The organism is Tuberibacillus sp. Marseille-P3662, from assembly GCF_900178005.1.
GTDB lineage: Bacteria > Bacillota > Bacilli > Bacillales > Sporolactobacillaceae > Marseille-P3662.
In genome coordinates this window covers 199,487-214,486 of the sequence record NZ_FXBS01000003.1, presented here as the reverse complement: position 1 = coordinate 214,486, position 15,000 = coordinate 199,487, and the positions used below count along the sequence as shown (strand labels likewise).

Below are 15,000 nucleotides of genomic sequence, written 5' to 3'. Positions count from 1 at the left end.
CCCTCCTCTTCTCGTCCTTTTAAATTGAAAGGTTAGGCATGTTATGATTAAGGTAAAAGTATGATTCAGGGGTGTAAAGTGTGACAATTGATATTGAAATTGACCAAGCTATCAAAGCACAAATCCCACAGTTTAAAATCGGTGCAATCACCTACCATGATATCGCGGTCAGTGCCTCACCGCAAATGTTTCAAGGGCATTTTCAGCTTTATCAAGAGGAAATGATGTTGTCATTAGAGGAAAAAAATGTAGCTGACATTGGTGGTATCCAAGAATGGCGGCAAGTCTTCAAAACATTAGGGACGGACCCATCACGATACCGGCCCTCTCACGAAGCCCTGTATCGGCGTTTAAAAAAAAGGGATCAGCTCCCAATGATTCATTCAGCTGCCGACGTCAACAACTTCTTTTCCCTGCAATTTGAGATACCACTAGGGATTTACGATGCAGACAAGCTGGATGGCGACATTGCTATTAGGATGGGGACGGATGAGGATATGTACGAGACCCTTAACGGCCGAACAACATCCATGACTGGAAAAATATTAAGCGCAGATACACAAGCTCCCTTTGGCAGCCCAATAATTGACAGCAAACGCACAATGACGACGGAAACAACCACAAACGCATTACAAATCATTTACCTGAAACCATCCATGTCTGAAAAAGAAGCACAAGACATGTTGGCTTCAATTGCCGACATGTTCATTCAAATTAACGGCGGCAAATCTGAGCAGCATATTATAACTTAAAATGAAGGCTATAAAAAAGGATGGCAGCCAGTGTGCCATCCTTTTTTGATTCAATTGCTTATTATTCATTAAGGTCTTCTAAATGCATAAGTTTCTGTATCGGTTTCGTTATGCATAATAAGACTACCCCTAAAATCATGGCGACAATACCTACATAAAGGTAGATTTCAAAGTAACCTAACTGTGTCGTGAGAATGCCGACTTTAGCCGCCAAATAGTTAGCTGCTGCATTACTTAGAAACCATATCCCCATGAGAAATGATGCGTATTTTACCGGCGACATTTTACTAACTAAAGACAAACCAATCGGTGATAGACAGAGTTCACCTAATGTGTGTAATAGATACGTGAAAACCATGAATAAGGCACTTGCTTTCATGGTAATGTTGGCTTCATTACTGCCTGTAATCGAGACAGCTGTAATCATGACCATAAAACCTAAACCAAGAAGCATCAACCCGAAGGCCATTTTAGTTGGAATCGAGAAGTCACCGCGTTTTGTTTTAGATAATTTAATCCATATGGCTGAAACAACCGGTGCTAGTAACAAAATAAATAGTGGGTTCAATGACTGAAACCAAGACGTCGGTACTTGATAACCCAAGATGGTTCGATCAATAAATTTTTGCGTATATAGAGTGAATGAAGCACCTGCTTGCTCAAAACCAACCCAAAACATGATAACAAACACAGCCAGTATAAAAATAACGCCAATGCGATGTTTCTCATGTTTTGTTAAAGGTTGAGCTTTACTGGATGTTTCAGTAGCATCCTTTGAACGTGCAGGTTTTTTACCTAAATCACCTAAATATTTTTTCCCTAAAATGTTAAATAGCAATTGACCGATAATCATACCAATCGATGATGCTAAAAATGCAAAATTATAACCAAAGTGTTCAATACCGTTGCTCGTCGAATGAAAAAGGTCACCATATAAATAACCTGCAACTAATGGAGAAAATAACGCACCTAAGTTAATACCCATATAAAAAATTGTAAATGCTGAATCCTTACGAATATCATTTTTACTATAAAGTTCGCCAACCATTGTTGAAATATTTGGTTTAAAAAAGCCGTTACCAATAATCAGACATGCTAGTCCAAAATACAAGCCCCATTCAGAATGGAAAGCAAATAGAGAAAAGTCACCTATGGCCATAACTGTACCACCGATTGTGATCGCTGTGCGTAATCCCATAAAATGGTCGGTTAAATAGCCGCCAAGCAGCGGAGTTAAGTAAACAGCACTTGTGTAAAGTCCATATAACCCCAAGGCATGTTCATCCGACATACCCAATCCACCACTAATAAATTGGGCTGTTAGATAAAGGACAAGTATCCCTCTCATGCCATAATAACTATATCTTTCCCACATTTCTGTCATAAATAATAAATATAACCCGGGTGGATGTTTCTTTTTCGCAGGCCCTTGGTTAGAATTTATGGTTGTATCCAAGATAACTCCCTCCAGATCATTGAATGATGTTTCTAAGCATGGTGAATATTATAATAAAAAATCTGTCGAATGTAGATACAAAAGAGAAATGTTTTTATTTTAAAATGATTACCAGTCTTCCCAAGATAGAAAATGGACTTCTGTCAATAAAGTGGACAAACTTTCACGAAAAAACTTTTAATCCATACGTTAAGTTAGGCATTGGTCTTCCCTTTAAACGAGAACCGAAATGAATCAACACGCAATAATTAAGCTCATGAGTCGAGTAAGGGGTATTTGAATCAAAGGGAACACGGCCTATAGTCGCAACTTGACATGGAGCCTCTACGGGCGTGAGTTCCAGGCCAAGGAGCCAGCTATTATAAAAGATTGGCTCGCCGTCGAGGCTATCACGCCCGCCACTCCAAATAAAGTTGCTGGTTGTATTTAGGCTGTTTTGTCCTGCTTTCGCTCCGTCAATGCCCAATAAGCCCGTTCATATTGATTGGGTGAGACATAGCCGAGCGTTGAATGACTTCTTCTCTCATTATAAAAGCTCATGATATAGTCCCAGATGTCTTTTTTGGCTTCTTCACGACTTCTATATTGACGACGATAAATACGGTCTTTCTTAATGGTCGCATGAAAGGATTCAATGCATGCGTTGTCATAACAGTTGCCACGCCGGCTCATACTGATTTGAATATTGTGTGCATTTAGGCACTCAATATATTCTTTGGATGCGTACTGACTGCCACGGTCCGAATGATGAATGAGCTTGTCTGAAGGATGTCTCAAACGGATGGCTCGGTTAAGCGCCTTTAAAACCAACGCTTTGGACAAGCTTTTATCAATATGCCACCCAATGATTTTACGCGAATATAAATCCATCACACTAGCTAAATATAACCATCCTTCTAATGTCCACACATAAGTGATATCGGTCACCCATGCACGGTCAGGCTGTTCTGGATTGAAATGACGATTCAATAAATTTGGATAAATGGGATGACTGTGATTCGAGTCTGTTGTTGTCACAAAACGTTTTTCTGGAACCGCACGGAGCCCCCTTTCTCTCATATATCTCCCCACTGTTTTCTCCGAAACATGAATGTCTTGTTTTCGAAGTTCATGGGTGATTCGTGGGCTTCCATACGTTTCACGATACTCATAGAAAAGTCGACAAATGACACCCTTCAAACGTTCCTTTTCTTTTTCACAATCACTTTGATGGGGTCGCATTTTAAGCCATTTATAAAAGCCACTTTTCGAGACTTCTAGAACTTGGCACATCTTCACGACTCGAAACTCGTGGCGATGTTCATTCATGAAAGCGTAAATTATTTCTGGTTTTTCATGAAGATGTGCGCCGCCTTTTTTACGATTTCGTTCTCCTCTTTCAATTCCTTAATTTGATCCAGCAATTCCTTTTCCCGTTTCTTGTGCTCACTAGGGGTGATATAGTCCAATTCCTCGGCTTTCAACTGTTTTTTCTTCCGATAATCACGGACCCAACGCGTCATCGTTTTATAAGGGAGATCCATTTCTCTAGATACTTCCGCCGCTTTTTTGCCTTCATCCACAACCATTTTGGCAACATATTCCTTGAATTCGTCATCATAATGTTTTCCCATCTTTAGACACGCTCCATTCGATTGATAATTTCATTGTAAAAATTCTCTCTGTAGCGTGTCCACTTTTTAGACTAACTCTAAAAAGTATCTGTTCTTTTACGGAATAACCCTATTATGTAATATATTTAATTAATAGGACATAAAATTGGGGCTTATACACCTTGATTTTTACGTATCTCTCGCCCCATTGTTGTGAATCGTTATCCTAGCGGAAACACGCCTCTTCTAGTATCATGGTGAATAAATGAATTATTAGTAAAGTAGGTAATCAACATGACTTTAACCAAATCGAAAAATGTCAATGATATCAACACTTTAACCAGCCAACTTGCTCATCTCTATTATGAGGTCCAACAAAACAAAGATGGTGAAACAGCCGCCAAAATTGCGGAATTGATTAATAAAACATCAAATAACGAATTAACGATTGCTTTTTGCGGACATTTCTCGGCTGGAAAATCCAGTATGATCAATCACCTACTGGGGGAATATTTACTACCTTCTAGCCCTATTCCGACAAGTGCCAATCTCGTCAAAATCAAGTCGGGAGAAGCCTCTATTCGTCTCCATTTCCAAGACGGTGCTCCAATGGATATTCCTTATCCGGATGATATGAACGATATTAAAAACTATTTTATCGATGGAAAAACGGTTCAGTCCGTTGATATCACGTCACCAAGCGCACGTCTTCCTGAAGGTGTTGCTGTTTTGGACACACCTGGTATTGACTCAACCGATGACGCCCACCGGCTTGCGACGGAATCCGCATTGCATATGGCCGATGTGATTGTCTATGTTACCGATTATAATCACGTCCAATCTGAAATGAATGCAAATTTTTTACAACGTCTAGGGGAGCAAAATAAATGCATTGATCTCATTGTCAATCAGGTCGATAAACACTCAGAAGCCGAACTTGATTTTAATGTCTATCGCTCTAGAATTGAGGCGTCATTCACTGATTATGGCATTCATTCTGAGCATATTTTTTACACATCATTGCTTGCACCTGAGCATCCCGAAAATCAATCCTCTCTATTACAACAGCGGCTTCAGAATGTATTTGCTGAGAAAGATACGCTTCTTATAAATAATGTACAAAATTCAGCTCAACAATTAATTGCTGAGCACATAGATGCATTGAAGCAGCGCTATGCTGACCAAAGACACGATGATGAACAGATTATTGCAGATTTATCACAGGAAGAATTAGAAACTCTGCAAACAACGATTGAACATAAGCAAACAGTATTACGCGATTTGCAAGCCCAACCCGACCAGCTAAAGACATCCATTAAATTAAAATTAAACAAAACGATTGGCAACGCTATTTTACTCCCTTATGAGACACGGGAGTTAGCCAGAGAGTATTTAGAATCGAGGCAACCGGGATTTAAAATGGGGCTCATTTTTTCTAAAAACAAAACCGAAACGGAACGCCAGCGACGTCTTCAGGTTTTTTATGAAAATCTGTCTGAAAAAGTAGGTGCCCTCGATCGTACAGTCAAGCAGCTGCTCGTCGATGAAGCCAAACGCTTTGATATCAATGATGAATCATTTTTTCGTTCCATATATGACATGCATGTCCCGTTTGAATCTGCTATGCTCGCTGATGCAGTTCAAGAAGGCGCCACAGTAAGCGGAGACTACATTTTAAAATATCGGGATAAAATCATTGAGTTGATCAAGGACCTATACAAAAGTCATGCCCTTACTAAGTTCGACGAGGCCGGAGAACGCCTGAAACACAACGTGCGGATTGAGGCAACGCAACTGGAACAAGAGATAAAAATAGCTCAAAAACAATATGAGGCTTTCGATGACCTTCATAATTTGGATGCTATGATGTCACATTCTGAAGCAACACTTAGAGATATTATGGATGGCCGTGCCCAATCGATTGATGAAGATACACAATCTGACCTAATCAATACGCTCACAACTCAGCCGAAGGCAATATCGGGCCAGATCAGCGACATTCAACAACAACGTCATATTAACGATACAACCCCCAATCAACAGAGCGCTGAACCGGGAACGATCGATGAAGATGACCAGCCAATTGAAGCTGATTTCAAAAACCAACTGCAAAATGCGGCCAGTCGTCTGAACAAGGCTGGACATATAATTGAATCGATTAAAGGCCTGCAAAACACAGCCCAGCGAATGTATGATCGTGCTGAGCGTTATGAACATCGACAATTAACGGTATCGTTATTCGGGGCATTCAGTGCCGGGAAATCATCGTTTGCTAATGCCTTGCTGGGGGATAACGTCCTTCCTGTATCGCCGAATCCGACAACGGCCACGATTAACCAAATCATGCCGATCGACGCACAGCATCCACATGGAACGGTCATCATTACATTTAAAACAGTAGAACAAATGACAGCCGATATCAACCAGGCCCTTTCGCCTTTCAATGCAACCATCAATAACCTGCATGAATTATTATCGGTTGCCCAAGGTTTGAACCGAACGAACCTTTCCGCTGATGCTAAAGCTCAGGCAACGTTTCTTGATGCTGTCACCAGCGGATTAGATCAACTGGAGCCATTCTTAGGTCAGGACATCACCGTGGATCTCTATGAATTTAGTGAATACGTTGCTGATGAACTCAAAGCGTGCTTTGTTGAAAAAGCGATCCTCTATTATGATTGTCCATTGACCCAAGAAGGCATCACATTGGTCGATACTCCCGGAGCTGATTCAGTTAACGCCCGCCATACTGGCGTTGCGTTTGAATACATTAAAAACGCCGATGCAATACTATTTGTCACTTACTATAATCATGCCTTCACCCAAGCCGATCGCGAATTCTTGATTCAACTTGGGCGCGTTAAGGACACATTCGCTATGGATAAAATGTTTTTCATCGTGAATGCAGCCGACCTTGCATCATCGAAGGAAGAGGTCAACGATGTCGTCGGTTATGTATCAAGCAATCTCGTATCCTACGGTATTCGTCAGCCGCGGCTTTTTCCAGTCTCAAGCCAATTAGCGCTCACAGGCAAACAGCAGGGATACGAGGATACTTTAGAGCAATCCGGCCTACCACAATTTGAGACAGCCTTTCACCGCTTTACAGCTAATGAATTAACGAACATGGCTGTCGATGCAGCGGACGGCGATATCAAGCGCGCATTAGACACCGTCCATCAGTTTATCGAAACAGCGAACGCCGATGAACAAGTTCGTGAGGAGCAGCGGCAAGCTAATACTACTGCTTGTGAAACCATCACCACTGAAATAAATAAGCTTGATACGACACCAAATGAACAGGCCATTAACCAAAAGCTTGATACGCTGCTCTACCATGTCAAGCAGAGGGTATTTCTACGGTTCGGCGATGACTTTAAAGCGACATTTAATCCATCGGCATTGAATGCCAATGATGTGAAATCAGAGGCTTTACGACACTGTATGGAAGAACTCATCCAAGTTGTCGGCTTTAACCTCACTCAGGAACTAAGGGCAACATCGCTACGAATGGAAAAAGCAGTTACAAACCAAAATGAGAACTTTTTTGCTAACATGGATAAAATCGTGACTGCTCACTCACAATCTTCCATTTCACAACCGGAAAATGCCGCCATACCAACCCCTCACTTTGAGGAAGGTTTGCAAGGTGTTAATGTCGATCAGTTCAAGTCGTCTTTAAAGCTATTCAAAAACCCTAAACAGTTTTTTGAACAAAACGGCAAAGAAACGATGCGCGAGGCACTGTTAGAACAATTCCGTCCGCTTGTTTCATCTGACTTGGAAACGGCTAAAGCTCAATTACACGAACAATATGTCAATGCCTTTGTTGACCAAGCTAGAGCCAACCGAGATCAGGCGACTTTACAAGTCAACGAGTATTTCGACGGCTTACAAGCATCACTATCACTTGATATTGATACTGACACATTAAATCAAGCGAGAAATCAATTACAACGACTGCTCTAAGTTGAGAGACTGTTTTATAAAAGATTGTTGCTTGAAAAAATGTTAAATGCTATGAGTTACCGGAATATACGTAGACTCCTGCGGGAACCGCGGTCAAAAAGCAACACCCCATACGAAAAGAGTCAATTGGGAAACGGATGAATCACTTTAATCTTGTTTATACTGAAGCTTAAAGATGATGATACAGTAATGGAGGGAACGTTGTGACCGAGCGGGAATCGCGAGCGTACCTTGAGAACGAACTTAAGCACATTAAACAGTGGGAAAACAGCCAGAAAAAACTTTGGTTTTGGGAACGCCTCGGCCGACTCCCTTTCAAACTTTTGGATAAGATGACACCGGCATTTATCCAAAAGAAAATCGGGCAAGCCATTGATGAGCTCAGTTATTATATTCAATCCGGCGGTCGCTATTTGATTAGCAAGAATCGAATCACGGAACGATTTAACGGAGTACAGACGCCTGATGACATTGCACGTTTACCTTTATCAAAGATGGATGCAATTGCTGAAGATTACGGCCAATCACGAGCAAAGTTTGCTACTTTTCAAGGTGCAACAACGGGTATCGGCGGCATGTTCACCCTTGCCGTCGATATCCCGGCCTTGCTCGGTTTATCGTTGAAGACCTTGCAGGAAATCGCCATTTGTTATGGTTATGACCCAGAAGATAAAAGCGAACGCATTTTCATCGTCAAATGCCTGCAGTTTGCTTCTTCTGATATTGTCGGGAAGAAAGCAATCATTGAAGAATTAAGTGACTTTCATTCCGACAATAAGGAGCAGCAAACCGCTTCTCAACTGCAGGGATGGCGTGAAGTTGTCATGACTTATCGGGATCATTTCGGATGGAAGAAACTCCTTCAACTCGTCCCTATTGCCGGGATCATTTTCGGGGCGATGGTCAATAAATCAACACTTGAAGACGTTGCTGAAGCAGGAAGAATGCTCTATAAGAAACGAAGGATTCTTGAAAGGCTAAAGAGAACTAATTAAATGCCATATTCCCTTTTTTAAATGTCTCCGGACCAGGATAGTCTCTATTCTCACAGGGGACATTACGAATACGGAGGTGAAATCATGGCTAAGGAAAAGAAGAATACGGAAGAGTTTAATGCTGAACTATACGGAATGGGACTATACGGAACAACTGCAAATATTGAAGTAGAAGGTTACAACATGTCTGGTGATATAGAGAACGCCGGACACCTCGACAAGGGCTATAAAAAAGATAAAGAACATATGGGTGCCCAAGCATCTGTGGAAAATTCCGATTCTGAAGAGTAAAAGCTAACTGGCCAAAGAGACAAGGGGGACGATTCACTCCTTGTCTCTGTAATACCCACAATATACGTAACATGCTAATATCTAGGCATTAATACAAACATATTGAATACACAATATAACAAAAATATTAGTGTTAAAATGACAATACCGATAAAGGCGAAAATAATCGTCGCTGTTGACTTTTTTCCTTCCATTACAGCAGCAACAAAAAAAGAGAAAAAGGCAAGAAAAAACGGATATCGATATTGAATACCTAATGAATGGAAAAGCCCTTCCTTAGGTTCATATGACAATTGTCGGTTTATCTCAACGAAGTACATGGAAATGATACCAAAACCGAATAAGATTAATACTATACTAATAAAACTAATAAACTTGTGCAATAGGCCCTCTATGGGCGCCCTCTTGTTATCCCGCCCAATGATTAGAATCTTTTGAATTACTTTCATTGTCATCTTTCAGCCTTCTTTTTGCTTCTAATATTTTTGGATCGGTTTTCATAATGGCAAAAATAACGATCCCTATAGCTGTTAATAAAAATATAAAGACCGGACCTGTAAGTAAGACATCCATGATAGTGATTTGCATGTTATTGTTCATGACCCAATCAATTTTGTTTGAAAAATATTTTGCGGCTTATTCCAATCTTTAAACCCTTAAAACAAAAAAAGACGCCTTTGCTTTTGCAAAAACGTCTTGATTACGCTTATAAAATAAGTGCCGATGGTGGGAGTCGAACCCACACTCCAGAGGAACACGATTTTGAGTCGTGCGCGTCTGCCAATTCCGCCACATCGGCGTATGGTGCCGAGGGGGGGACTCGAACCCCCACGGAGGAAGACCCTCCCCAGGATTTTAAGTCCTGTGCGTCTGCCAATTCCGCCACCCCGGCGTAAGTTTTATTTTCACTCCAAGGCTTGTCTATCACTTGGAGGCGGCACCCGGATTCGAACCGGGGAATAAGGGTTTTGCAGACCCCTGCCTTACCACTTGGCTATGCCGCCAAAATGGAAATTATAAGATCAAGTGGAGCGGAAGACGGGATTCGAACCCGCGACCCCCACCTTGGCAAGGTGGTGTTCTACCGCTGAACTACTTCCGCAATATGGCTGGCCCAGCTGGATTCGAACCAGCGCATCCCGGTACCAAAAACCGGTGCCTTACCGCTTGGCTATGGGCCATCATTATGGGGCGGATGATGGGGATCGAACCCACGAAATGTCGGAACCACAATCCGATGCGTTAACCACTTCGCCACATCCGCCGTGACATTAAAGTGGCAGGGGTAGTAGGAATCGAACCCACATCGGAGGTTTTGGAGACCTCTGTTCTGCCGTTAAACTATACCCCTAAGTTAGTGGTGGAGGGAGTAGGATTCGAACCTACGAACCCGAAAGGGAGCGGATTTACAGTCCGCCGCGTTTAGCCACTTCGCTATCCCTCCGTATTAAGTCAATCAATACATATTATATGATTATTATAAAAAAGTGTGAAATGCCGGCCGAGGGACTCGAACCCCCAACCTACTGATTACAAATCAGTTGCACTGCCAGATTGTGCTAGGCCGGCATTTTAAAATGGTGGCTCGAGACGGAATCGAACCGCCGACACGAGGATTTTCAGTCCACTGCTCTACCGACTGAGCTATCGAGCCATAATACTAAGCATATAAAATGGCGGGTCTGACGGGAATCGAACCCGCGATCTCCTGCGTGACAGGCAGGCATGTTAACCGCTACACCACAGACCCATATGTAAAAATAAATATTGTGGTTGCGGGGGCAGGATTCGAACCTGCGACCTTCGGGTTATGAGCCCGACGAGCTACCGAACTGCTCCACCCCGCGTCGTTACAAAGATTACGGATGATGTTATTTCTCAGAAGTTATTGTTCGTATTCACTTTTTCAATCTCGGCGTGAATACTCAGCGCTGTCTACTCGACGATGCTTTGCTTGAGTGCTCCACCCCGCGTCGTTACAAAGATTACGGATGATGTTATTTCTCAGAACTTTCTATAAATGAATGTTTGTATTCTATGGTGGAGGATGCAGGGCTCGAACCTGCGACCCCCTGCTTGTAAGGCAGATGCTCTCCCAGCTGAGCTAATCCTCCAAAAGACACATTAATAATTATATTAAATTTTGCTCGGAATTGCAAGAGCTAATTTATGTAATTATTGGTGACCCCTACGGGACTCGAACCCGTGTTACCGCCGTGAAAGGGCGGTGTCTTAACCGCTTGACCAAGGGGCCCTTACTTATTTTAAATGGCGGAGAGCGAGGGATTCGAACCCTCGGTACGGGGAACCGCACACACGATTTCCAATCGTGCTCCTTCGACCACTCGGACAGCTCTCCGAATATGGCTCCGCAGGTAGGATTCGAACCTACGACCGATCGGTTAACAGCCGATTGCTCTACCACTGAGCTACTGCGGAATAATGATTTAGCTTGGCGGCGTCCTACTCTCACAGGGGCAAAGCCCCAATTACCATCGGCGCTGAAGAGCTTAACGACCGTGTTCGGGATGGGAACGGGTGTGACCTCTTCGCCATCACCACCAAACTAATATTTCCTTTTCATTCTGTTCAAAACACTGATATGTATGGATTGAACATTGAAAGCTAGAAACGAAAGTAGAAACCGCATCTCTTTTAGGATAAGCCCTCGACCGATTAGTATCCGTCAGCTTCACGTGTCACCACGCGTCCACACCGGACCTATCAACCTCATCATCTCTAAGGGGTCTTACTGGCCTAACGCCATGGGAAATCTCATCTTGAGGGGGGCTTCATGCTTAGATGCTTTCAGCACTTATCCCGGCCACACTTAGCTACCCAGCTGTGCTCCTGGCGGAACAACTGGTACACCAGCGGTGTGTCCATCCCGGTCCTCTCGTACTAAGGACAGCGCCTCTCAGATTTCCTGCGCCCGCGACGGATAGGGACCGAACTGTCTCACGACGTTCTGAACCCAGCTCGTGTACCGCTTTAATGGGCGAACAGCCCAACCCTTGGGACCAACTTCAGCCCCAGGATGCGATAAGCCGACATCGAGGTGCCAAACCTCCCCGTCGATGTGGACTCTTGGGGGAGATAAGCCTGTTATCCCCAGGGTAGCTTTTATCCGTTGAGCGATGGCCCTTCCATGCGGTGCCACCGGATCACTAAGCCCGACTTTCGTCCCTGCTCGACTTGTAGGTCTCGCAGTCAAGCTCCCTTATGCCTTTGCACTCTGCGAATGATTTCCAACCATTCTGAGGGAACCTTTGGGCGCCTCCGTTACCTTTTAGGAGGCGACCGCCCCAGTCAAACTGCCCACCTGACACTGTCTCCGAACCGGATCACGGTTCTAGGTTAGGATATCCGAATCGTCAGGGTAGTATCCCACCAGTGCCTCCACCGAAGCTGGCGCTCCGGTTTCTCTGGCTCCTACCTATCCTGTACAAACGATACCGATACCCAATATCAAGCTACAGTAAAGCTCCATGGGGTCTTTCCGTCCTGTCGCGGGTAACCTGCATCTTCACAGGTACTATAATTTCACCGGGTCTCTCGTTGAGACAGTATCCAAGTCGTTGCACCTTTCGTGCGGGTCGGAACTTACCCGACAAGGAATTTCGCTACCTTAGGACCGTTATAGTTACGGCCGCCGTTTACTGGGGCTTCGATTCGCTGCTTCTCCCGAAAGGGATAACAGCTCCTCTTAACCTTCCAGCACCGGGCAGGTGTCAGCCCCTATACGTCACCTTTCGGTTTAGCAGAGACCTGTGTTTTTGGTAAACAGTCGCTTGGATCTTTTCACTGCGGCTCATCCAGGCTCATCACCCGGACGAGCACCCCTTCTCCCAAAGTTACGGGGTCATTTTGCCGAGTTCCTTAACGAGAGTTCTCCCGAGCGTCTTAGGATGCTCTCCTCGCCTACCTGTGTTGGTTCTGGGTACGGGCACCTACCGCCTCGCTAGAGGCTTTTCTTGGCAGTGTAGGTACAGGCCCTTCGGTACTTAAATTCCCTCCTCATCACCGCTTGGCTATAAGATGGCGGGATTTGCCTCACCATCAGCCTTACGGCTTGAACGCACGCTTCCATCCGTGCGCTGGCCTTGCCTTCCTGCGTCCCCCCGTCACTCGGACGGCGGCAGGTGGTACAGGAATTTCAACCTGTTGTCCATCGCCTACGCCTTGCGGCCTCAGCTTAGGCCCCGACTAACCCTGAGCGGACGAACCTTCCTCAGGAACCCTTAGGCTTTCGACGGAAGGGATTCTCACCCTTCTTTTCGCTACTCATACCGGCATTCTCACTTCTAAGCGCTCCAACAGACCTTCCGGTCTGACTTCAATGCCCTTAGAACGCTCCCCTACCATGACAACGTCATCCACAGCTTCGGTGATACGTTTAGCCCCGTTACATTTTCGGCGCAGCGCCACTCGACCAGTGAGCTATTACGCACTCTTTCAATGATGGCTGCTTCTAAGCCAACATCCTGGTTGTCTGGGCAACGCCACATCCTTTGCCACTTAACGTATACTTAGGGACCTTAGCTGGTGGTCTGGGCTGTTTCCCTCTCGGCTACGGATCTTATCACTCGCAGCCTGACTCCCGAGGCTAAGTCTTTGGCATTCGGAGTTTGACTGAATTTGGTAATCCGGTGAGGACCCCGCACTCAATCAGTGCTCTACCTCCAAGACTCTTCCCTCGAGGCTAGCCCTAAAGCTATTTCGGGGAGAACCAGCTATCTCCGAGTTCGATTGGAATTTCACCGCTACCCACCGCTCATCCCCGCATTTTTCAACATACGTGGGTTCGGGCCTCCATCCAGTGTTACCTGGACTTCACCCTGGCCATGGGTAGATCACATCGGTTTCGGGTCTGCAACCACAAACTCATACGCCCTGTTCAGACTCGCTTTCGCTGCGGCTCCGCCTCTTCAGCTTAACCTTGCTTGTGATCGCAACTCGCCGGTCCATTCTACAAAAGGTACGCCGTCATCCCCCGAAGGGGACTACGACTACTTGTAAGCACACGGTTTCAGGTTCTCTTTCACTCCCCTTCCGGGGTGCTTTTCACCTTTCCCTCACGGTACTGGTTCACTATCGGTCACTAGGGAGTATTCAGCCTTGGGAGATGGTCCTCCCAGCTTCCGACGGGGTTTCTCGTGTCCCGCCGTACTCAGGATCCACACCCGTGTCATCCGGCATGTCGATTACAGGGCTATTACCTTCTTTGGCTGGCTGTTCCAAGCCGATTCATCTATACCGACGCCCCNGTGATGGTGTGTCCTACAACCCCAAGAGCCGCGCTCTTGGTTTGGGCTGGTCCCGTTTCGCTCGCCACTACTCAGGGAATCGCGTTTGCTTTCTCTTCCTCTGGGTACTAAGATGTTTCAGTTCCCCAGGTGTGCCTTTCATACCCTATGAATTCAGATATGAATACGACCCGTTCAGGGTCGCGGGTTGCCCCATTCGGAAATCTCCGGGTCAAAGCCTACTTACAGCTTACCGGAGCATATCGGTGTTCGTCCCGTCCTTCATCGGCTCCTAGTGCCAAGGCATCCACCGTGCGCTCTTCATAGCTTAACCTATGAGATGCTTTGTTTCTACCTTCGTTATCCAGTTCTCAAGGTTCAATATCATCAATTCTATTATGCATATTAACAAATAATGTATAAACACACAATAGATTATTATTTCCAAATAAGAAATATGGTGGAGCCTAGCGGGATCGAACCGCTGACCTCCTGCGTGCAAAGCAGGCGCTCTCCCAGCTGAGCTAAGGCCCCAATTCATGGTGGGCCTGAGTAGACTCGAACTACCGACCTCACGCTTATCAGGCGTGCGCTCTAACCGACTGAGCTACAGGCCCATATTTCCATTGGGAACGAGAGATTCCTCTCTCAAAACCAAACAAAACTCATCAAGCGCTGAAGCATAGTCAAGGATCATCA

Annotated in this window: 6 protein-coding genes, 18 tRNA genes, 2 rRNA genes and 1 pseudogene; 4 read left to right on the top strand and 23 right to left on the bottom strand. The window is 44.8% G+C overall.

The window, feature by feature from the left end:
• Positions 1-80: 80 nt before the first annotated feature.
• Positions 81-752, top strand: coding sequence for a B3/B4 domain-containing protein (locus B9Y89_RS02545; RefSeq protein WP_369596710.1), 672 nt, complete (start codon positions 81-83; stop codon positions 750-752).
• Between the two features lie 61 nt (positions 753-813).
• Here the strand turns inward: B9Y89_RS02545 and B9Y89_RS02540 are convergent, their stop codons facing one another.
• Both B9Y89_RS02540 and B9Y89_RS02530 read right to left on the bottom strand, forming a co-directional pair.
• Positions 814-2,208 carry a peptide MFS transporter gene (locus tag B9Y89_RS02540; protein ID WP_085521229.1) on the bottom strand — a complete coding sequence of 465 codons (1,395 nt, stop codon included), beginning with the start codon at positions 2,206-2,208 and terminating at the stop codon, positions 814-816.
• A 426-nt stretch (positions 2,209-2,634) separates the two neighbouring features.
• Positions 2,635-3,821, bottom strand: a pseudogene (locus tag B9Y89_RS02530) (IS3 family transposase).
• Between the two features lie 273 nt (positions 3,822-4,094).
• Here B9Y89_RS02530 and B9Y89_RS02520 point away from each other — a divergent pair.
• The 3 genes from B9Y89_RS02520 to B9Y89_RS02510 all read left to right on the top strand — a co-directional run bounded on the left by B9Y89_RS02520 (position 4,095) and on the right by B9Y89_RS02510 (position 9,055).
• Positions 4,095-7,769, top strand: coding sequence for a dynamin family protein (locus B9Y89_RS02520; RefSeq protein ID WP_085521225.1), 3,675 nt, complete (start codon positions 4,095-4,097; stop codon positions 7,767-7,769).
• A 203-nt stretch (positions 7,770-7,972) separates the two neighbouring features.
• Positions 7,973-8,764: an EcsC family protein gene (locus B9Y89_RS02515; protein ID WP_085521223.1), complete on the top strand. Its 792-nt coding sequence runs from the start codon at positions 7,973-7,975 to the stop codon at positions 8,762-8,764.
• Between the two features lie 84 nt (positions 8,765-8,848).
• Positions 8,849-9,055 carry a hypothetical protein gene (locus B9Y89_RS02510; protein ID WP_085521221.1) on the top strand — a complete coding sequence of 69 codons (207 nt, stop codon included), beginning with the start codon at positions 8,849-8,851 and terminating at the stop codon, positions 9,053-9,055.
• Between the two features lie 74 nt (positions 9,056-9,129).
• On the opposite strand, the gene B9Y89_RS02505 is transcribed toward B9Y89_RS02510, so the two are convergent.
• The 21 genes from B9Y89_RS02505 to B9Y89_RS02405 all read right to left on the bottom strand — a co-directional run bounded on the left by B9Y89_RS02505 (position 9,130) and on the right by B9Y89_RS02405 (position 14,918).
• Entirely contained in the window at positions 9,130-9,510 is a 381-nt protein-coding gene (locus B9Y89_RS02505; protein WP_085521220.1) for a hypothetical protein, read from the bottom strand.
• A gap of 263 nt (positions 9,511-9,773) precedes the next feature.
• Positions 9,774-9,854 (bottom strand) — tRNA-Leu (locus B9Y89_RS02500).
• Between the two features lie 3 nt (positions 9,855-9,857).
• Positions 9,858-9,947: transfer RNA gene (locus B9Y89_RS02495), tRNA-Leu, on the bottom strand.
• 37 nt (positions 9,948-9,984) lie between these two features.
• Positions 9,985-10,059, bottom strand: a tRNA-Cys gene (locus B9Y89_RS02490).
• 23 nt (positions 10,060-10,082) lie between these two features.
• Positions 10,083-10,157 (bottom strand) — tRNA-Gly (locus B9Y89_RS02485).
• Positions 10,158-10,161: 4 nt separating this feature from the next.
• A tRNA-Gln gene (locus B9Y89_RS02480) sits at positions 10,162-10,236 on the bottom strand.
• 6 nt (positions 10,237-10,242) lie between these two features.
• Positions 10,243-10,319 (bottom strand) — tRNA-His (locus B9Y89_RS02475).
• 13 nt (positions 10,320-10,332) lie between these two features.
• A tRNA-Trp gene (locus B9Y89_RS02470) sits at positions 10,333-10,406 on the bottom strand.
• Between the two features lie 7 nt (positions 10,407-10,413).
• Positions 10,414-10,499 (bottom strand) — tRNA-Tyr (locus tag B9Y89_RS02465).
• Positions 10,500-10,550: 51 nt separating this feature from the next.
• Positions 10,551-10,624, bottom strand: a tRNA-Thr gene (locus B9Y89_RS02460).
• 9 nt (positions 10,625-10,633) lie between these two features.
• Positions 10,634-10,709 (bottom strand) — tRNA-Phe (locus tag B9Y89_RS02455).
• Between the two features lie 20 nt (positions 10,710-10,729).
• A tRNA-Asp gene (locus B9Y89_RS02450) sits at positions 10,730-10,805 on the bottom strand.
• Positions 10,806-10,825: 20 nt separating this feature from the next.
• Positions 10,826-10,902 (bottom strand) — tRNA-Met (locus tag B9Y89_RS02445).
• 191 nt (positions 10,903-11,093) lie between these two features.
• Positions 11,094-11,169 (bottom strand) — tRNA-Val (locus B9Y89_RS02440).
• 65 nt (positions 11,170-11,234) lie between these two features.
• Positions 11,235-11,309, bottom strand: a tRNA-Glu gene (locus B9Y89_RS02435).
• Positions 11,310-11,324: 15 nt separating this feature from the next.
• Positions 11,325-11,414, bottom strand: a tRNA-Ser gene (locus tag B9Y89_RS02430).
• Positions 11,415-11,419: 5 nt separating this feature from the next.
• Positions 11,420-11,494 (bottom strand) — tRNA-Asn (locus B9Y89_RS02425).
• 11 nt (positions 11,495-11,505) lie between these two features.
• Positions 11,506-11,621 (bottom strand): 5S ribosomal RNA (rrf, locus tag B9Y89_RS02420).
• A 90-nt stretch (positions 11,622-11,711) separates the two neighbouring features.
• Positions 11,712-14,635 (bottom strand): 23S ribosomal RNA (locus B9Y89_RS02415).
• Between the two features lie 124 nt (positions 14,636-14,759).
• Positions 14,760-14,835: transfer RNA gene (locus B9Y89_RS02410), tRNA-Ala, on the bottom strand.
• 6 nt (positions 14,836-14,841) lie between these two features.
• Positions 14,842-14,918, bottom strand: a tRNA-Ile gene (locus B9Y89_RS02405).
• Positions 14,919-15,000 lie beyond the last annotated feature (82 nt).

What these genes read in the sequence shown, in the direction of transcription:
- B9Y89_RS02510 (WP_085521221.1), top strand. Translation starts at nt 8,849, where the DNA reads ATGGCTAAGGAAAAGAAGAATACGGAAGAGTTTAATGCTGAACTATAC.
- B9Y89_RS02520 (WP_085521225.1), top strand. Translation starts at nt 4,095, where the DNA reads ATGACTTTAACCAAATCGAAAAATGTCAATGATATCAACACTTTAACC.
- B9Y89_RS02505 (WP_085521220.1), bottom strand. Translation starts at nt 9,510, where the DNA reads ATGACAATGAAAGTAATTCAAAAGATTCTAATCATTGGGCGGGATAAC.